Genomic DNA, 19375 nt, shown 5'->3' with positions numbered 1-19375 from the left:
TGCTCCTCCGAACCCAGAGCATGTCCTGCTCCAGCGACCGAAACTTGCACGCGCCGCCAAGCTTGGCAATGCCGTCCGTCAACGAAGAAGCCCGCCGCCTCTCCAGGCAGCGGGCTTTCGAAGGCATGCGGTTGGATCAGACGCCGCTCTGGCCGTCCGAGCCGATATAGGCAATGCGGATCATGTTGGTGGCGCCGGGCGTGCCGAGCGGCACGCCGGCCGAGATGATGATGCGATCGCCCGGCTTGCCGAAGCCTTCGTCCGCGACGATGCGGCAGGCGCGGTTGACCATGTCGTCGAGATCGGTCGCGTCATGGGTGACAACGCAATGCAGGCCCCAGACGATGGCAAGGCGGCGTGCCGTCTTGATGATCGGCGACAGCGCCAGGATCGGTACCTGCGGACGCTCGCGCGAGGCGCGGAGGCCTGTCGTGCCCGACGAGGTGTAACAGACGATCGCCGACAGCTTCAGCGTCTCGGCAATCTGGCGGGCGGCAAGCGAGATCGCATCGGCACCGGTCGCTTCCGGTTGGGCACGCTGGGCATAGATGATGCCGGGATAATGCGGCTCGCGCTCGATGGCAGTGGCAATCGACGCCATCGTCGCGACGGCTTCGACGGGATAGTCGCCCGAGGCCGACTCGGCCGAGAGCATGACGGCATCCGCACCTTCGAAGACGGCGGTCGCGACGTCGGAAACTTCGGCGCGTGTCGGCACCGGCGCTGAGATCATCGATTCCAGCATCTGCGTGGCAACGACCACCGGCTTGCCCGAACGGCGGCAGGCGCGGATCAGCTGCTTCTGGATGCCGGGAACCGATTCGAGCGGCATTTCGACGCCGAGATCGCCGCGGGCGACCATCAATGCGTCGGAGAGCTCGATGATTTCCTCGATGCGCTCGAGAGCCTGCGGCTTTTCGATCTTCGACATCAACCCGACACGGCCACGGGCGATCTTGCGCACTTCGGCAAGGTCGTCGGGACGCTGGACGAAGGAAAGCGCCACCCAGTCGACATCGTCGGTGGCGAGCACGGCATCGAGGTCGGCACGGTCCTTGTCCGTCAGAGCGCCGACGCCGAGCAGCGTATCGGGAAGGCTGACACCCTTGCGGTCGGAGATGCGCGTGCCCGAAATAACTGTGGTGACGATGCTCTTGCCGTCGCATTTTTCTGCGCGCAAGGCGAGCTTGCCGTCGTCAATCAGCAGGCGGTGGCCGGGCTGCACCGATTCCAGGATCTCGGGATGCGGCAGATAGACGCGGTTCTGGTCGCCGAGCGCTTCGTTGTTGTCGAGCGTGAAGGTCTGGCCGGGCTTCAGGTCCACCTTGCTGTCGACGAACTTGCCCACACGCAGTTTCGGTCCCTGGAGGTCGGCGAGAATGCCGATCGGCCGGCCGGAACGCGCCTCGACCGAGCGGATGCGCTGGATAAGCGTCCGCATCACGTCGTGGCTCGCATGGCTCATATTGATGCGGAAGACATCGGCACCAGCCTGATGCAGCTTCTCGATCATCGATTCCTCGGCGGAGGCTGGCCCGAGGGTGGCGAGGATTTTAATTTTGCGATTACGCTTCATCAATTCTGGCTTTCTTGCGTCCCTGGGGTGTCGGAGAGCTGAACCATCCAGCTACCCTGGCGGCCCGTATCATATTCCTTGAATCCCATCTTCTGGTAACCGCGGGCATAACAATCCTGCACACCCGTGATCTTGAATTCGTTTTCCGCCACGCACATCTGCACGTCACCCGTCCATCGTCCTCCCCGGGCGGCGTCCTCTGCGTAGAGGTAATAATAACGCGACTGCAATTCTCCCTCGATCAGCGTGGCGCAGGTCGTTGCCGGCACCTGCCACCAGCCCTCCGTCACCCAGCCATCCTTGGCCCGGTATCCGATCGCGACGCCGACGAGATTCTGTGTTCCGTTGCAGACGCGAAAATCGGCGCGTGCGGCATCTGCGATGAAAAACGGCATGGCGGCTGCAAGAGCGAACAGAGCGAGACGGACCAGCGGCCCGGACCGCGTGAGGAAACTTGGCGCGGCTTGGATCAACACGGCTCCCAAATAGCTCCACGGTTATTCGTATCCGTGTCTTCTTGCGCCGCCGTCAAGCGAAAGTCAACGCAATGCTAATCGATTATATTTCCTTTCATAACCACCTGTCGAGGGTCCGGCTCAACCTCTCCCCGCCTGCCGCGCTTGAACCCGCCGCAGGCGCATGCGATCACTGCCCCCGACGGCGCAATGACAAACGGCAATTCCCTGATGGACGACTTCCAATCCTTCGAAATCCTATCCGGCAAACATGACAAAGGCATGGTGATCCTCGCAGATCACGCGATGAACCGCCTTCCCGCGCGATATGGCCGGCTGGGACTTCCCGACGCGGCCTTCGCCCGCCACATCGCCTATGACATCGGCATCGAGGGCCTGACGCGGCAGCTCTCGGCAAGGCTCGGCGTTCCCGCCGTGCTCGGCGGCTTTTCGCGCCTGCTGATCGACCCGAACCGCGGCGAAGACGATCCGACGCTGATCATGAAGATCTCCGACGGCGCCGTCATATCAGGCAACCATCCAATTACGCCGCAGGAGTGGGACTACCGCGTCGAAACCTTCCATCGCCCCTATCACCATGCCGTGGCCACAACGATCGACAGCGTGGCGATTGCCACTGGCAGGGCACCGCTGGTGCTGTCGCTGCACTCCTTCACGCCGGCCTGGAAAGGCATTCCCCGTCCCTGGCACGCTGCCGTCCTCTGGGACAGCGACCATCGCGCTGTCGGCCCGCTGCTTGACATGCTGCGCGCCGATCCCGATCTCGCCGTTGGCGAAAACGAACCCTATGACGGCGCGCTGAAGGGCGATACCATGTACCGCCATTGCATGATCACAGGCATTCCGCATGCACTGCTCGAAGTGCGCCAGGATCTGATCGGAGACCAGACCGGCATATCGGCATGGGCCGAACGCCTGGCGCCGATCTTTGCGGCGATGAATGCCGATCCCGCCTTGCACGAATACGACGTTCACCAGTCACGCACCGGCCCCTATTGAACGAAAGGCCCCACTTAACGAAAGGAAGCGAGATGACCGCGCTCAACAAGGAACAACAGACCGAATTCGAGGCCGCCGCCTTTCGCCGCCTCGTCGCACATCTTCGCGAACGCAGCGACGTTCAGAACATCGATCTGATGAATCTGGCCGGCTTCTGCCGCAACTGCCTGTCGAACTGGTATCGCGAAGCCGCCGAGGCCGAAGGTGTCGCGGTTACCAGGGACGAATCGCGCGAGATGGTCTATGGCATGCCCTATGAGGACTGGAAAAATCCTCACCAGAACGAGGCCTCACCTGTGCAAAAAGCTGCTTTTGAACTGAACAACCCACACAAATAGCTCGGCTGGCCCCGAACAGGCTTGACCGTGACGCCGCTTCGCGGCAGTCACTGGCATCCAAAATCGATCATCGAAAAACCAGGAGAACACGATGTCTGATGCTCATGGCGTCGCCCGCGATCAGCTTCGCGCTTTCATCGAGCGCATTGAACGGCTGGAAGAAGAAAAGAAGACCATCGCCGACGACATCAAGGACGTCTATGGCGAAGCCAAGGGAATGGGCTTCGATACCAAGATCCTGAAGAAGGTCGTGGCGCTGCGCAAGAAGGACGAGCAGGAGCGCATGGAAGAGGAAGCAATCCTCGACACCTACCTGCACGCGCTCGGCATGATCGAGGCCCCGCCGGAAGGCTGATCCGCCGCGATCGCCGATGTCGACAAGCCGCCGAGCCTTTCGGCGGCTTTTCTTTTGCGAAGAACGCGCCGGTTAAACAGTGACCTTACCCTGTCGAAGCGGCCAAAGAAAAACCGCCGGATCGCTCCGGCGGTTTTCGATATTTCCATAATCGGCAGGCTCAGTTCGTATTGAACTTGCGCACTTCCATGAAATTCACAGCCGTGCCGCTGAAGCGGGCCGGGTCGACCGAAGCGGTCTTGACGTTGAAGCCCTCGGCATAGACGGCGGACGGCTGGGCGCGCATCGTCTGGCTGACGAACCGCGGCGCCTTGACCTGCTTGGAGGCCATTTCCAGGCGGGCATTGGTGAGCGCCCACTGCGAGATCATCTTTTCCGTCAGCTTCGGCTCGGTGCGCACCGTCGTGCGGCTGGCATCCGCTGCGGCGGCTTCCTTCTGCGTCGGGCGACCACCCTTGGCAGGAAGCCCCTGCGCTACGGCGCTTTCGGCGGCCGGTTCGTCGAAACTATCGCCAAAGCTTGCCGATTTGGTCATCGGCGCCAATGCTGCGAGTTCGAGCGGCGGCTTTGCGGCAGGCGCCTTTTGCGTCATCGCTGCGTTGATCGCCTGCTCAACCGTCTGCGGCGGCGCCTTCGACGCGATCTGGCTTTCCCTATCGTTCCGCTGCTGGTCGAGTGCATCGGCCACGGCAGGAGACAGCGCGTCCTGATCGGCTTCGTCGGCTTCTGCCTCCGGATCGGCATCGGCCGCGGCAAGAAGGTTCTCGGCAACGGCAGGGCGTTCGACCGGCGTCGGAACCGGCAGCCCATTTGCGCCCGTCAGCATGGGATCGGTCGACGCGACCTCGGCGTCACCAGGCGCGCGGCGCTGGCCGAGAAGCGAGGGAACCGGAATGCTGTAGGCACTGAGGTCGGCGAACTGCTGCGGCTGGACCTGATCGACCGGAAGGGCGGCCGCAAGAGCCTGCTGTGCGGCATTACCCGAAGGCGGCGCTACGAGCGCGCTCGCCACTTCGCTGCCGGCGGGCTGGTTGCTGAACGCCGGGCGAACCTGCGGCACCGGCGCGTTCACATCCGCGACTTCGGTCTGCTGCGGCTCGACAGGGGCAGGCTCGGCCTTCGGCGGCGTCGCCTTGGCAACGGCAACAGGGGTGGAATCGTCCGTCTCGTCTTCCTGCTCGTCGGCTCCGCCGCCAAAGAGCGCGGCAAACAGCGTCTTGTGCTTCGGCGCCGATTCGGAAGCGCTGGCGATCTGGATCTGCGTGCCGCTGACGCGGCGCTTATAGTCGGCCATCGCCTGCTGGTAGCCCGGCAGCGGCTTGCCGTCGGCCGGAATATGGATGGTATTGCCGTTCGGGAAGAGCCGAACCAGCTCGTCGCGGCTCATGCGCGGCCAGGCGCGAACGCCGCCGACATCCATGTGCACGAAGGGCGAGCCCGACTTCGGATAGAAGCCGACGCCGCCGACCTGCATCTTCATGCCGATGCCGCGCAGCGTCGCCAGCTTGACGTCGGGAATGAAGAAGTCCATCGCCTTGCCGAGCATATGCTGGCTCTTTTCGGCGACGCCGGAATTGCGCGAGCGGCCACGCAGCATCTCGTTGGTTCCCGGCGAACGGAAACCGCAGACGACGTTGATGTAGTCCCTCGAACCGCTCTGGCGATAGACTTCCCAGATCAGGTCGAACAGCCGCGGGTCCATTTTCGTCGGCTGGTTCTTGCGCCAGTCGCGCAGGAAGCGATTCAGCTGCTCCAGACCCTTGGGGTCGAACTTGCCATTACGCTTGTAGGTGATGACGGCTTTTTCGCCGGTATGAATGAAATAGAGCTTGAGGCTGCGGGTGTCGCCCGCTGCCTGCGAAGGCGTACTAACGAATACCGGTGAGGAAACCGCGAGCGCAAGAAGGGCGGCCGCTACCGTCCTTATTGCCTTTCCGCAGATGTCGGCGCACAACAAACGCCAGCTCAAGCGCGAAGGCTTGGAATTCCCATTCAGATTCGGCAACTCGATCCCCGTCAGACAGACAATGTCCCGTACTGTCTCAGATGACTGTCAAATGCGGTCACACGATGGCAAAAATGCCACACATGATCAACCTTTTCTTTACATAGTGAACGCGCCACTAACAAGTGGTTTATGACTAGTAACAAAACGTGGTTGCCTTAATCTTAACAAAAAGCGTTTAAGCCGCATCTTTCTGGGGATTGTCAGGGTCTATGCCGTAGTCCTTGAGCTTGCGATAAAGTGTGGACCGGCCGATACCAAGCTTGCGCGCTACTTGACTCATCTGTCCACGGTAGAATTTGAGCGCGAATCGGATGAGTTCCTCCTCGACATCGGCAAGCCTGCGCACGTCTCCGGCAGGATTGACGCTGGCGATCGCGTTTTCCGAAGCCTCGGACAGGCGGTGGTGCACCTCTCCCGACATCGACGCCCTGAAGTCCTCGCCATAGCCATCGTCGGGATCGAGGCCGGTATTGTCGGCAACGAGCGCCAGGTGATCCACCACATCGTATTCCGGAAGCTGGGCGGCGATCTGCGGGAAATCCGCTTCGGTCAGCTCGGGCCCTTCGGCCAGAACGACCGCGCGGAAGATCGCGTTTTCAAGCTGGCGGATATTGCCCGGCCAGTCATAGGCGGTCAGCAACGCCAGCGTGCCGGCATTCACCGTCATGCGGCGACCACTCTTCTGCTCGCTGGAGAAGCGCTCGGCAAAGACGCGCACCAGATTGGGAATGTCTTCTTTGCGTTTGCGCAGCGCCGGAATGGTGATCGGGAAGACGTTGAGGCGATAATAGAGATCCTCACGGAAATGGCCGTTCTTGACCTCCTCGATCAGATCCTTGTTGGTCGCCGAGATCAGTCGGACATTGACCTTGTGCGCGGTGCGCGCACCGACGGTCTCGATCTCGCCCTGCTGCACGGCACGCAAGAGCTTTACCTGCACTTCGAGCGGCAGATCGCCGATCTCGTCGAGGAAGATGGTGCCGCCATCGGCTTCCATGAATTTGCCGATGTGGCGCTCGGTCGCGCCGGTAAACGCACCCTTCTCGTGACCGAAGAGAATGCTCTCGACCAGATTATGCGGGATCGCCCCGCAATTGACGGTGACGAAAGGCTTGTTCGAGCGGTCGCCGCCGGATTGGATGGCGCGCGCCACCAGCTCCTTGCCGACGCCGGATTCGCCTTCGAGCACGACGGGAATGTTGGACTGAGCCGCCCGCTGGGCGAGATCGATAACGCGGAGCATCGCCGGGCTTGCCGAGACGATATCGTCGAAGCCAACCGAACCTGAGCGCGAGCGGCGTCCGGCTCGCGCCTTGACTTCGCGCTGGTCGAGCTTCATCGCGTTCGAGATCGAAGTGGCGATGCGTTCGGGCGAGACCGGCTTGACGACGAAATCGAAGGCGCCGGCGCGCATTGCCTGCACCACCGTTTCAATGCCGCCCTGCCCCGTCTGCACAATGACGGGGATCTGCGTGCCGAATTCGTGAAGCGCATCGAGGAATTCGAGGCCGGTCATCTCCGGCATCATCAGGTCGAGTACGATGACGTTGAAAAGGCCGCTGTCGCGTTTGACCATTTCCAGGCCGATGCGGCCGTTTTCCGCCTGGTGCACGACATGGCCGTGACGCTCGATTGCGTTCTTGAGCAGACGGCGCTGCACGGGGTCGTCTTCGACCACGAGGATTTGCCCTGCTCCCTTGAGCTCATTGTAACCGGTCATTGTCGCCTCACTTCATGCGAAACCATAAAGCGCACTCTGACAGGAAGGCTTGAACATCCAGTTTTGAGAAACAATTGCATTTTAACGATTGGAACGGGTCATTTTGGTGCCGAAGCGACGCCTTTCATGCGCCGAAAACCCCTTGATGCGAGGCGTTAGCGCGCTTACAGCGCCGCGCGTCTTTTCAGACGCGCAAAGGACGCTGTAACACTTTGAATCGACGCATCGTGCTTTCCGAAAATCGATTCCGATTTTCGGGCCGATGCGGTAGACAATCAGACCTGTTATGAAAGTGGAGAGGAATTGCGTCCATGAAAATCAAGCTCCCGCACGCCGGCCTTCTTTTATCTCCAGCAGTGCCAGCTGGGGCCGCCGACCCGGCGCTCGGCGATCTGCCGGTCTGGAAGCTGCAGGATCTTTATCCCTCCGCTACCTCCACCGCCTTTGTCGCCGACATGGAAAAGGCCGGCAAGGCCGCAATCGCCTTTGAAGAAAAGTGGAAGGGCAAACTCACGGAGGCGGCAGCGAAGACCGGCGCTGAGGGCATCGGCGCGGCCCTGAAGGAATATGAGGCGTTGGACGACATCATCGGCCGCCTCGGCTCCTTTGCCGGCCTCACCTATTTCTCCGACACCACCAACCCGACAAACGGCAAGCTCTATGGCGACGTGCAGGCCAAGATCACCGAATTTTCCGGCCATCTCCTGTTCTTCGCGCTGGAACTGAACCGCATCGACGACACGGTGATCGACGCCTGCATGGTGAATGATCCCGCCGCCGGACACTATCGCCCTTGGCTGCTCGACCTCAGGAAGGACAAGCCCTACCAGCTCGACGACAGGCTGGAACAGCTCTTCCTCGAGAAGTCGATGACATCGGCCGCCGCCTTCAACCGCCTCTTCGACGAAACCATGGCGGAACTTCGCTACGACATCGATGGCGAGAAAGTGCCGCTCGAAGTAGCGCTGAACAGGCTGCAGGAAAAGGATCCTGAGGCGCGACGCAAGGCGGCCATGGCGCTCGCTGAAACCTTCAAGGCGAATATCCGCACCTTCACGCTGATCACCAACACGCTTGCCAAGGACAAGGAGATCGCCGACCGCTGGCGCGGCTTCGAGGACATCGCCGACAGCCGCCACCTGGCAAACCGTGTCGAGCGCGAGGTCGTCGATGCGCTGGCCGCGGCCGTCCGCGAAGCCTATCCCCGCCTTTCGCATCGCTATTACAAGATGAAGGCGAAATGGCTCGGTATGGAGCAGATGAATTTCTGGGACCGCAACGCGCCCCTTCCGGAAACCTCCAGCGCCATCATCTCCTGGCCGGAGGCGAAGGATACGGTGCTGTCGGCCTATGGCAATTTTGCCCCGGAGATGGCGGATATCGCCAGGCGCTTCTTCGACGAACAATGGATCGATGCCCCGGTCCGTCCCGGCAAGGCGCCAGGCGCCTTCGCCCATCCGACGGTTCCCTCGGCCCATCCCTATGTGCTCGTCAATTACATGGGCAAGCCGCGCGATGTGATGACGCTTGCCCATGAACTCGGGCACGGTGTGCATCAGGTTCTCGCCGGCGCACAAGGGGCGCTGATGTGCCAGACGCCACTGACGCTTGCCGAAACCGCGTCTGTCTTCGGCGAGATGCTGACCTTCCGCGCGCTGCTGGAAAAGACCACCGACAAACGCGAGCGCAAGGCGATGCTTGCCCAGAAGGTCGAGGACATGATCAACACGGTCGTGCGCCAGATCGCCTTCTATGAATTCGAGCGCAAGCTCCACACCGCCCGCAAATCAGGAGAACTCACAGCTGACGACATCGGCGAACTCTGGCTCTCCGTCCAGTCGGAAAGCCTCGGGCCGGCGATCAGCATTTCCGAGGGATACGAGACCTACTGGGCCTATATCCCCCATTTCATCCACTCGCCCTTTTATGTCTACGCCTATGCCTTCGGCGATTGCCTGGTAAATTCGCTCTATGCGGTCTACCAGAAAGCCGAGAAAGGCTTCCAGGAGAAGTATTTCGAACTGCTGAGGGCCGGCGGCACCAAGCACCACTCGGAACTGCTGAAGCCTTTCGGCCTAGACGCCACCGATCCGTCGTTCTGGAGCCAGGGCCTGTCGATGATCGAAGGGCTGATCGATGAGCTGGAAGCGTTAGATAGAGCGGCCTGATCAGCCCTGTCCCCACGCCAAACCTCTTCCCGCAAGCGGGGGGAGGCGCCGGCAGGCGGACGAAGGATCGCGCTCCAAGAAAAGACGCCGCCGATGGCCGAAACCCAACCCACTATTCTCTTCCGCGACGACGTGACCGGACAGGTGATGCTCTTTGCCGAGCCGGCAGAGATCATCGTTGCCAGGACGCGCGCCGAGTTCTTTGCAGGCCTTGCCCGGATGGAGCAGGCCAAGGCCGCAGGCAAATGGCTTGCCGGCTACATGGCCTATGAGGCCGGATACCTCTTCGAGGAAAAACTCGCTCCCTTCGCCAGGGAACATCGCGACACCCCGCTCATCTGTTTCGGCGTCTTCGACGCTCCGCAGCCGGATACGCATCCGCTTGCCCAGCCAAAACAGCGCCTCGAAAACGAGGAATTCCTCACCGCTCCGAAAGCCGCCTGGGATTTCCCTATATATAAGGAGCGCTTCGACCGCCTCCACAAGCACTTACGGCTCGGCGACGCCTATCAGGCGAACCTCACCATGCCGGTCGAGGCCCGCTGGAACGGCGATCCCCGTGCCGCCTTCTGGTCGCTGATCGAACGCCAGCCGGTTAAATACGGCGCACTGGTCGATCTCGGCGGCCCGATTATCCTTTCGCGTTCGCCCGAACTTTTCTTCCGCACCGATGAACAGGGCTGGATCGAGACCCATCCGATGAAGGGCACGGCAAAACGCGGCACGACTGCCGCCGAGGATGCCGAGATCATCGAGGCGATGCGCAGCGATATCAAGACGCAGGCGGAAAACCGCATGATCGTCGATCTGCTGCGCAACGATATCTCCCGCATCACCGAGGTCGGCACGCTCGACGTCCCGAAGCTCTTCGACATCGAGACCTATCCGACCGTCCACCAGATGGTGAGCCATGTCCAGGCAAGGCTCCGCCCCGATCTTTCGATCCGCGACATCTTCTCCGCACTCTTCCCCTGCGGTTCGATCACCGGCGCGCCAAAGATGCGGGCAATGGAAATCCTCCATGCGCTCGAGGATGCCCCGCGCGACGCCTATTGCGGCGCGATCGGCATGATCTCGCCCACCGGCGCCATGCGTTTCTCCGTCGCCATCCGCACCATCACGCTTTTTGAGGGCGGCAGGGCCGTCTTCAATGTCGGCGGCGGCATCGTCTTCGATTCGACCGCCGAGGCCGAATATGAGGAATGCCTGCTCAAGGCCCGCTTCGCTGTCGGCGACCAATGGATTGCGCGATGATCGATTTTTCGCTGATCGAGACGCTGCGCTGGCAGCCCGGCGAGGGCTTCATCCGGCTGCGGCTGCATCTCGCCCGGCTTTCCCGCTCCGCACGTCGCCTTGGCTTCCCGCAACCGATCGCGGCGGCGGCCAGGCTCGACGAAGCCGTTGCAGGTGCTGCCGGTCCGCTACGCATCCGCCTGACCTTCGACGCGCAAGGCCGTATCGAGGTAACGAGCGCCGCTTTTGTGCCCCTGGCGCCCGATACTACCTGGATCGTCCGTCTCGCCGACACCCGTCTGAATTCCGCCGACAGACTGCTGCGCGTCAAGACCACGCGCCGTGCCGTCTACGAGGCCGCACGCGCCGAATATACGACCGCCGAGGCCGACGAAGTCATCCTTTTGAATGAACGCGATGAAGTCTGCGAGGGCACCATCACCTCGATCTTCCTGGACGATGGAATCGGCATTCTGCGCACCCCGCCCATCTCCTGCGGCCTGCTTGCCGGCGTGCTGCGCACCGAGCTCATCTGCCGGCGCCAGGCCCGTGTCGGCCGCATCACGCTTGCCGATCTCGATGCCGGCACGTTTTATATCGGCAACTCGCTGCGCGGCCTGATCCGCGCAAACCTCGTCAGGAGCTGACCATGTTCATTCTCTCGCTCACCTATGTGAAACCCAACGATGAAGCCGACAGGCACATGGAGCCACACATGGCCTGGGTGAAAGAGGGTTATGCCAAGGGCTGGTTTCTGGCTTCCGGCCGCAAGGTGCCGCGTACCGGCGGCGTCATCCTCGCAATCGGCGAGCGCGCCGCGATTGAGGCCTATGTCGCCGCCGATCCCTTCACCCTCCATGGCGTCGCCGAATACGAAATCACCGAGCTTGCCGTCACGACGGCGGTCGACGGACTGGAAATCCTGAAGGGCTGAATTTAGAGGAGCCGATCATGGATGATCTCGCAGCCCATCTGAAAGAGCTCGAATCCACGCGGACTGCCGGTCCCCAGGACAGCTTCGCCGGCCTCTATCACCGCTCGATATTTGGCCTTTCCCTGTCAACGCCCTTTATTGTGACGCCATTTTATGGTTAGAGCCGGTCACTTCGCAATCTCTGCGGCAATTTCAAAATAATTCTTCGGGCTGAACGCCTTCGTCGCCTTCCACAGGAGAAAAGAATGACGGAACAAAACTATCCGGTATATGCCGAAATTACCGGTCCGATCGTGATGATCGGCTTTGGCTCCATCGGTCGCGGCACCCTGCCCCTGATCGAGCGCCATTTCAAATTCGACAAGAGCCGGATGGTCGTCATCGATCCGCGGGAAGAGCCCTCCGACATGGAGATTCTGCGCAAGCACGGCGTTCGTCACGTCAAGGAACATGTCACCAAGGACAATTACAAGGAACTGCTGAAGCCACTGCTGACCGAAGGCCAAGGCCAGGGCTTCTGCGTCAACCTCTCGGTCGACACCTCCTCGCTCGACATCATCAAGCTCTGCCGCAAACTCGACGTTCCCTATATCGACACCGTCGTCGAACCCTGGCTCGGCTTCTATTTCGACAAGGGCATGAGCAACGCCGACCGCACCAACTATGCGCTGCGCGAAACCATGCGCAAGGAAAAGGCGAAGAACCCGGGCGGCGCTACCGCCGTCTCCACCTGCGGCGCCAATCCGGGCATGGTCTCCTGGTTCGTCAAGCAGGCGCTCGTCAACCTCGCCAACGATACCGGCCTCAAATTCGACGAACCGGACCAGCACGATCGCGAAGGCTGGGCAAAGCTCATGAAGAAGCTCGGCGTCAAGGGCGTCCACATCGCCGAGCGCGACACCCAGCGCACCAAGCATCCGAAGCCGCTCAACGTCTTCTGGAACACGTGGTCCGTCGAAGGCTTCATTTCCGAAGGCTTGCAGCCAGCCGAACTCGGCTGGGGCACGCATGAAGAATGGATGCCGAAGAACGCCAAGAAGCACAAGAAGGGCAACAAGGCGGCGATCTACCTGGAGCAGCCGGGCGCCAACACCCGCGTGCGCACCTGGTGCCCGACTCCCGGCCCGCAATATGGCTTCCTCGTCACCCACAACGAGTCGATCTCGATCGCCGATTTCTTCACCGTTCGCGACAAGGACGGCGAAGTGACCTTCCGCCCGACCTGCCACTATGCCTACCATCCGGCCAACGACGCCGTGCTCTCGCTGCATGAAATGTTCGGCAATGGCGGCACGCCGCAGCCGGTCCATCACGTTCTCGACGAGGACGAGCTGGAGGACGGCATCGACGAACTCGGCGTCTTGCTCTACGGCCATGAGAAGAATGCCTATTGGTATGGCTCGCGCCTGTCGCTGGAAGAAACCCGCCGCATCGCGCCCTACCAGAACGCCACCGGCCTGCAGGTCACATCAGCCGTCCTCGCCGGCATGGTCTGGGCGCTGGAAAACCCGAATGCCGGCATCGTCGAAGCCGACGAGATCGATTACAAGCGCTGCCTCGAAGTGCAGATGCCCTATCTCGGCCCGGTCGAGGGCCACTACACCGACTGGACCCCGCTCGACGGCCGTCCGGGCCTCTTCCCCGAGGATATCGACACCAAGGATCCGTGGCAGTTCAGGAACATTCTGGTTCGCTGAGGACGCCTGCACGGCTTTGACAATGCCCGCCGCAAGGCGGGCATTTTTGTAACGCCGGCTGTCTAAATGCCGTTCGCCGCCCCACCAAGGCTTGCCTTCATGCCGGGCGCGCGCCATGTTTTGCCCGAACTTGGCGGCTGTCCGCCGCGCCGATTCGCCGGGAGAAGCCTTATGAAAATCAGAACTGGTCTCGTTCTTGTCGGTGCAGCGGCCGCTCTAGCCGCCTGCGTTTCATCAGAGCCGCGTCGCCTGCCGGTTGCAACCGCGCCCGCCGCCACCGGCGTGGAAGGCAACTGGAGCGATCCGAACGGCATCGTTTCCACCTTCCAGGGCGGTACTTTCACCACCCGCACGACCGACAGCAACCAGCTTCTTGCCTCGGGCACCTATATCAATACCTCACCGACCCTCGTGGAGATCAACATGACCTCGCTGGTGCGCAAGACCCAGTCCAAGGTCAATTGCGCCCTCGTCAACCCGAGCCAGCTCAATTGCACCTCCGATTCCGGCGCACAGTTCACACTTTCTCGCCGCGGCTGAACGATGAGGCGGTAGGCTGAGCACAGCATGCGGGCCCTCGCCTTTTACCTCGTCCTGCTGCTCGCCATGCCGCTTGCGGCAATTGCGGTCGTTTCGCCGGCCAACGAATATCGCGCCCAGGGCATCGCCGCTCCCGATTGCGACGGGCCGCTGCAGGTGCTGATCTTCGCCGTGCCGGCAGTCCTGATCTATGGTGCAGGCGCGCTCCTTGCTCATCGGGCCGGCCGGCGCTTTCATCGCCTCGTTTCCCTTCTCTGCTTGATCATTGCGCTCGCGACGGTCCCGAATATTGCGGAGGCCGTGCACGAACTCTACCGAAACGCCGCCGACGGCGAATGCCGGGGATAAGCAGCCCGGCTTTTTTGCCCTGCCCCCTTGGAAAGCGTCCCGCCTGGCCCAGCTTTCTCTTGCGGTCGTGCATCGTCTGATGGAACATCCGCAGGCCGGGAAACCGCCCCGGCACACGATGTAAGGGATCGGCGAGGGATCAGGGGGATCTTTCGCCTCAATCAGGAGAACAGGGATGACGAAGTCTTTCAGCTTCGGTCTTTTGACCGCGTCCATGCTGGCGCTGAGCACGGGCGCCGCCTTTGCAGATTACGAACTCAATATTCTTCATATCAACGATTTCCACTCGCGCATCGAATCGATCAACAAGTTCGACTCCACCTGCTCGGCCGAAGAGGAAGGCAAGAAGGAATGCTTCGGGGGTGCTGCCCGCCTGAAGACCGCGATCGATCAGCGCCGCCAGGCGCTATCCGGCAAGAACGTCCTCCTCATGAATGCCGGCGACAATTTCCAGGGCTCGCTCTTCTACACGACCTACAAGGGAGCAGCCGAAGCCGAGTTCCTGAACCTGATGAAGTTCGACGCCATGACCGTCGGCAATCATGAATTCGACGACAGCGAGGACGGGCTTGCGACCTTCCTGGACAAGGTGCAGTTCCCTGTCGTGACGGCGAATGTCAAGGCGACAGCCGCCTCCAAGCTCGGCGACCGCATAAAGCCCTCGCTGGTGCTCGATGTCGCCGGCCAGAAGATCGGTATCGTCGGCGCCGTCACCAATGACACGGCAGAGCTTTCCTCCCCCGGCCCGAACGTCACGATCGCCGATGACGTCCAGAGCATTACCGCGGCCGTTCAGGATCTGAAGGGCAAGGGCGTCAACAAGATCATCGCGCTGACCCATGTCGGTTACCCCCGCGATCTCGCCCTGATCGCCAAGATCCCGGATGTCGATGTCGTCGTCGGCGGCCATTCCCATAGCCTGCTCTCCAACACCGACCCCAAGGCCGAAGGCCCCTATCCGACCATGGTCGACAATCCCGGCGGCTATAAAGTGCCGGTCGTCCAGGCTGCCTCCTACAGCAAGTATCTCGGCGATCTCGTCGTCAATTTCGACGATAGCGGCGTCGTCAAAGATGCCAAGGGCGATCCGATCCTGATCGATTCCACCTTCGCGCCTGATCCGGCTGTCCTTGCCCGTATCGCCGAACTCGCAAAGCCGATAGAAGAACTGCGCAAGAAGGTGATCGGCTCCTCCGAAAGCCCGATCGAAGGCGACCGCAAGGTCTGCCGCGTCAAGGAATGCTCGATGGGCAATCTGGTGGCCGACGCCATGCTCGATCGCACCAAGAACCAGGGCGTCACCATCGCCGTCCAGAACGGCGGCGGCCTGCGCGCTTCGATCGACGGCGGCGAGGTCACCCAGGGCGAGGTCATCACCGTCCTGCCTTTCCAGAACACGCTCGCTACGTTTGAGACGACTGGCGCAGATGTCGTCAAAGCGCTCGAAAATGGCGTCAGCCAGATCGACCAGGGCGCTGGGCGCTTCCCGCAGGTCGCCGGCCTGAAGTTCGCCTTCGACCAGTCGAAGCCTGTCGGCAGCCGCGTCGGCGATGTCCAGGTGAAGGAAGGCGACAATTTCGCTCCGATCGATCCCGCCAAGACCTACAAAGTCGCCACCAACAATTTCATGCGAGCCGGCGGCGATGGCTATTCGATCTTTAAGGAAGGCAAGAACGCCTATGATTACGGTCCGGACCTTGCCGACGTGACCGCCGAATATGTCGCTGCGCATTCGCCCTACAAGCCATATACGGATGGCCGCGTCACCGAACTGGCGCAGGCAGCGCCTGCTCCCTCCGCTTCCGAGCCGGCGCCTGCCGCACCGGCTGCTCCGGCCCCCTCTACCGAACCCAGCCCCGCGCCCGCTGCTCCTGCTCCATCCACCGAGCCGGCACCCGCTGCCCCGGCACCAGCAACACCGGCGCCCGCTACTGAACCAGCGCCGGCACCGGCAGCCTCCGCACCTGCCGCAACGACGCCTTCCACCCATGTCATCGCTGCGGGCGACACCTTCTGGGATCTCGCCGTGACCTTCTATGGCGACGGCACGATGTGGCGGAAGCTTTCGGATGCCAATGGCAAGCCGAACCCGCGTCACCTGACGGTCGGCAAGGAGATCGAGGTCCCCGCCAAGTAAGACGATTTGTCCCGATGCCACTGGCCGGTCCGGGGTTTCCCGGGCCGGTTTTTCTTTCTATAGGGTGAACCACGATCTCGGGGCTGCGTATGAGCCGACGGGACAAAAGAGTGTTGGGGCCAGAATGACAGCAGATATTTCACTCCGCCCGGCGGACCATCCGGTCGTCAAGTCAGGCAAGGTCGGTGTCCTGTTGGTCAATCTCGGCACGCCTGACGGCACCGACTATACCTCGATGCGCCGCTATCTCAGGGAATTCCTGACCGATCGCCGCGTCATCGAATGGTCGCCCTGGAAGTGGTATCCGATCCTGTTCGGCATCGTGCTCAACATCCGCCCGCAGAAGGTCGGCAAGGCCTACGAGCTGATCTGGAACAAGGAGAGGAACGAAAGTTATCTGCGCACCTATACCCGCAACCAGTCGGAGCTGATGGCCGAGCGCCTGAAGGATCTTGATAACGTCAAGGTCGACTGGGCGATGCGTTATGGCACCCCGTCGATCGCCTCGCGCATCGACGCGCTGAAAGAAGAGGGCTGCGACCGCATCGTGCTCTTCCCACTCTATCCGCAATATGCCGCGGCGACGACCGCCACCGTCAACGACAAGGCCTTCCAGAAGCTGCTCTCGATGCGCTGGCAGCCGGCGCTGCGCACCGTTCCCGCCTATCATGACGACGAGACCTATATCGAGGCGCTCGCCGCCTCGGTCGAAAGGCATCTTTCGACCCTCGACTGGAAGCCCGAGATGCTGCTTGCCTCCTTCCACGGCATACCGATGTCCTATTTCAAGCAGGGCGACCCCTACTACTGTCAATGCCAGAAGACCGGCCGGCTGCTGCGCGAGCGGCTCGGGTTGAACGCGGAAAACTTCATGGTCACCTTCCAGTCCCGCTTCGGGCCGGAGGAATGGCTGCAGCCCTACACCGACAAGACGGTGGAGAAGCTCGCCAGGGACGGCGTCAAGCGCATCGCCGTCATCAATCCCGGCTTCGTCTCCGACTGTCTGGAAACGCTGGAGGAGATTGCCGAACAGGCCGCCCATTCCTTCCACGAGAATGGCGGCGAGAAGTTCGCGCATATTCCCTGCCTTAACGACGGCGAGGACGGCATGAAGGTGCTGGAAAAGGTCGTCCGCCGCGAATTGCAGGGCTGGGTCTGAGAAACCGTCTTCAGAAAGCAGCATCGGACGAGGAACTGGAAACAGCCCAATGACTTAGACGAAACGGAACCTCCTTTTCGCTTGGAGGCTAGCCGGTTGTGCCATCATTTCTTCCTCGCAAAGAACGTGCTAACTCACCACATGAGTTGGGCAGGCGCGCATGCGCCGATAGGAGGAATTTTTCATGCTGTTCGGCGGCTTCGACATCGTCGTGATCGTGCTGGTCATCTTCGTCATCCTGGTGCTCTTTGCCGGGATCAAGACAGTCCCGCAGGGCTACCGCTATACGATCGAGCGCTTCGGGCGTTATACTCGCACGCTGGAGCCAGGCCTCAACCTCATCACCCCCTTCATCGAGCGCGTCGGCGCCAAGTTGAACGTGATGGAGCAAGTGCTGAACGTGCCGACCCAGGAGGTGATAACCAAGGATAATGCCTCGGTTTCGGCCGATGCCGTCTCCTTCTATCAGGTGCTGAACGCCGCCCAGGCTGCCTATCAGGTCTCCAACCTCGAAAACGCCATCCTCAATCTGACCATGACCAACATCCGCTCGGTCATGGGTTCGATGGATCTCGACGAACTGCTCTCCAACCGCGATGCGATCAACGACCGGCTGCTGCGCGTCGTCGACGAGGCCGTGCATCCCTGGGGCATCAAGGTCACCCGCGTCGAGATCAAGGATATCCAGCCGCCGCGCGACCTCGTCGATGCGATGGCCCGCCAGATGAAGGCCGAGCGCGAGAAGCGGGCGCAGGTGCTGGAGGCCGAAGGCTCGCGCAACGCGCAGATCCTCAGGGCCGAAGGCGCCAAGCAATCCGCCATTCTCCAAGCCGAAGGCCAGCGCGAGGCTGCCTTCCGCAACGCTGAAGCCCGCGAACGCCTGGCCGAGGCCGAGGCCAAGGCGACGAAGATGGTCTCTGAAGCGATCGCCGCCGGCGACATCCAGGCGATCAACTATTTCGTCGCCCAGAAATATACCGAGGCGCTCACCTCGATCGGTTCGGCGCCCAATTCCAAGATCGTGATGATGCCGATGGAAGCCTCTTCCATCCTGAGCTCGCTCGGTGGCATCGGCGCCATTGCCCGCGAAGTCTTCGGCGATGCCGGCAACAGCCCGTCAACGCCGCTGCCGGTACCGCCGCGTCCGCGTCCCGCACCGGCGCGCTCGACGCCGCCGATCAATCCGTCGACCCCCAATCCTTTCAACCCCGAGCAGGAGCGTTAAGCCATGCTGGCGAAGATCGTCGCCGAACTCGGTCCGTGGAGCTGGTGGGTCGCGGGCCTCGTGCTGCTCGCCGCGGAATTGATCGTTCCCGGCTTCTTCCTGGTCTGGATCGGCCTTGCCGCCTTGATCGTCGGCGCGCTGTCGCTGCTCTTCTGGGACAGCGCCTTCTGGGTCTGGGAGTTGCAGGCGATCCTCTTTGCGCTTCTCGCCGTTGCCACGACCTTCGCCGGCCGCCGGCTGACGCTGCGCAACGCCACAACCGACGAGCCCTTCCTCAATCAGCGCGGCGCTAGCCTCGTCGGCCGCACGGCGACGCTGCACGAACCGATCCGCGAAGGCCGCGGCCGCATCCGCCTCGACGATACGCTATGGCAGGTGATGGGACCCGACTTGCCCGTCGGAACGCAAGTGAAGGTGGTTTCGAGCAACGGCCGCGACCTGACGGTGGAACCTGTCTGATCA

General features: G+C 61.7%; 19 protein-coding genes. 15 read left to right on the top strand and 4 right to left on the bottom strand.

Going from position 1 to position 19375, the window contains the following annotated elements; all coding sequences use genetic code 11:
• Nucleotides 1-136 precede the first annotated feature (136 nt).
• Nucleotides 137-1576 (bottom strand): pyruvate kinase, encoded by a 1440-nt coding sequence (pyk, locus tag C3Y91_RS02010; protein ID WP_018072837.1) that lies wholly within the window; start codon nucleotides 1574-1576, stop codon nucleotides 137-139.
• Nucleotides 1576-2061, bottom strand: a complete 486-nt coding sequence (locus C3Y91_RS02005; protein ID WP_017967841.1) for a DUF1036 domain-containing protein — start codon at nucleotides 2059-2061, stop codon at nucleotides 1576-1578. Before C3Y91_RS02005 ends, pyk begins: the two co-directional genes overlap by 1 nt.
• A gap of 201 nt (nucleotides 2062-2262) precedes the next feature.
• Here C3Y91_RS02005 and C3Y91_RS02000 point away from each other — a divergent pair, with 201 nt between their 5' ends.
• From C3Y91_RS02000 to C3Y91_RS01990, 3 genes are all read left to right on the top strand, one after another.
• Nucleotides 2263-3051, top strand: coding sequence for an N-formylglutamate amidohydrolase (locus C3Y91_RS02000; protein WP_168574924.1), 789 nt, complete (start codon nucleotides 2263-2265; stop codon nucleotides 3049-3051).
• 32 nt (nucleotides 3052-3083) lie between these two features.
• On the top strand, nucleotides 3084-3389 hold the full coding sequence (locus C3Y91_RS01995; protein WP_168574916.1) for a DUF1244 domain-containing protein: 306 nt from the start codon (nucleotides 3084-3086) through the stop codon (nucleotides 3387-3389).
• Nucleotides 3390-3480: 91 nt separating this feature from the next.
• Nucleotides 3481-3744 (top strand): DUF2312 domain-containing protein, encoded by a 264-nt coding sequence (locus C3Y91_RS01990; protein ID WP_008533181.1) that lies wholly within the window; start codon nucleotides 3481-3483, stop codon nucleotides 3742-3744.
• A gap of 160 nt (nucleotides 3745-3904) precedes the next feature.
• Here the strand turns inward: C3Y91_RS01990 and C3Y91_RS01985 are convergent, their stop codons facing one another.
• Together C3Y91_RS01985 and C3Y91_RS01980 are read right to left on the bottom strand one after the other, a co-directional pair.
• A complete protein-coding gene (locus C3Y91_RS01985) occupies nucleotides 3905-5749 on the bottom strand; it encodes a peptidoglycan L,D-endopeptidase MepK (protein ID WP_168574915.1) in 1845 nt (614 codons plus the stop codon).
• Between the two features lie 178 nt (nucleotides 5750-5927).
• Complete coding sequence (locus C3Y91_RS01980) at nucleotides 5928-7472, bottom strand: sigma-54-dependent transcriptional regulator (protein ID WP_130656214.1); 1545 nt, start codon at nucleotides 7470-7472, stop codon at nucleotides 5928-5930.
• A 311-nt stretch (nucleotides 7473-7783) separates the two neighbouring features.
• On the opposite strand from C3Y91_RS01980, the gene C3Y91_RS01975 reads away from it, so the two are divergent.
• The 12 genes from C3Y91_RS01975 to C3Y91_RS01920 all read left to right on the top strand — a co-directional run bounded on the left by C3Y91_RS01975 (nucleotide 7784) and on the right by C3Y91_RS01920 (nucleotide 19372).
• On the top strand, nucleotides 7784-9640 hold the full coding sequence (locus C3Y91_RS01975) for a M3 family oligoendopeptidase (protein ID WP_130682480.1): 1857 nt from the start codon (nucleotides 7784-7786) through the stop codon (nucleotides 9638-9640).
• 93 nt (nucleotides 9641-9733) lie between these two features.
• Entirely contained in the window at nucleotides 9734-10894 is a 1161-nt protein-coding gene (locus tag C3Y91_RS01970; protein WP_075224399.1) for an aminodeoxychorismate synthase component I, read from the top strand.
• On the top strand, nucleotides 10891-11520 hold the full coding sequence (locus C3Y91_RS01965; protein WP_075224478.1) for an aminotransferase class IV family protein: 630 nt from the start codon (nucleotides 10891-10893) through the stop codon (nucleotides 11518-11520). Before C3Y91_RS01970 ends, C3Y91_RS01965 begins: the two co-directional genes overlap by 4 nt.
• Before the next feature lie 2 nt (nucleotides 11521-11522).
• A complete protein-coding gene (locus tag C3Y91_RS01960) occupies nucleotides 11523-11807 on the top strand; it encodes a YciI family protein (protein ID WP_018072829.1) in 285 nt (94 codons plus the stop codon).
• 17 nt (nucleotides 11808-11824) lie between these two features.
• Entirely contained in the window at nucleotides 11825-11968 is a 144-nt protein-coding gene (locus tag C3Y91_RS01955) for a hypothetical protein (protein WP_018072828.1), read from the top strand.
• 84 nt (nucleotides 11969-12052) lie between these two features.
• The gene (locus tag C3Y91_RS01950) at nucleotides 12053-13504 is read left to right on the top strand and encodes a homospermidine synthase (RefSeq protein ID WP_075224400.1); all 1452 of its coding nucleotides are present in this window, start codon (nucleotides 12053-12055) and stop codon (nucleotides 13502-13504) included.
• A 171-nt stretch (nucleotides 13505-13675) separates the two neighbouring features.
• Nucleotides 13676-14044: an outer membrane lipoprotein Omp10 gene (gene omp10, locus C3Y91_RS01945; protein WP_018243526.1), complete on the top strand. Its 369-nt coding sequence runs from the start codon at nucleotides 13676-13678 to the stop codon at nucleotides 14042-14044.
• Nucleotides 14045-14071: 27 nt separating this feature from the next.
• A complete protein-coding gene (locus tag C3Y91_RS01940) occupies nucleotides 14072-14392 on the top strand; it encodes a hypothetical protein (protein ID WP_075224401.1) in 321 nt (106 codons plus the stop codon).
• Between the two features lie 175 nt (nucleotides 14393-14567).
• A complete protein-coding gene (locus C3Y91_RS01935; protein WP_168574914.1) occupies nucleotides 14568-16529 on the top strand; it encodes a bifunctional metallophosphatase/5'-nucleotidase in 1962 nt (653 codons plus the stop codon).
• Nucleotides 16530-16653: 124 nt separating this feature from the next.
• Nucleotides 16654-17688, top strand: coding sequence for a ferrochelatase (hemH, locus tag C3Y91_RS01930; RefSeq protein WP_075224403.1), 1035 nt, complete (start codon nucleotides 16654-16656; stop codon nucleotides 17686-17688).
• 184 nt (nucleotides 17689-17872) lie between these two features.
• The gene (locus tag C3Y91_RS01925; RefSeq protein ID WP_011653489.1) at nucleotides 17873-18913 is read left to right on the top strand and encodes an SPFH domain-containing protein; all 1041 of its coding nucleotides are present in this window, start codon (nucleotides 17873-17875) and stop codon (nucleotides 18911-18913) included.
• A 3-nt stretch (nucleotides 18914-18916) separates the two neighbouring features.
• A complete protein-coding gene (locus C3Y91_RS01920) occupies nucleotides 18917-19372 on the top strand; it encodes an NfeD family protein (RefSeq protein ID WP_018072823.1) in 456 nt (151 codons plus the stop codon).
• Nucleotides 19373-19375 lie beyond the last annotated feature (3 nt).

Source organism: Rhizobium ruizarguesonis, assembly GCF_012349115.1.
GTDB lineage: Bacteria > Pseudomonadota > Alphaproteobacteria > Rhizobiales > Rhizobiaceae > Rhizobium > Rhizobium ruizarguesonis.
This window is presented reverse-complemented; position numbering and strand designations above follow the sequence as displayed.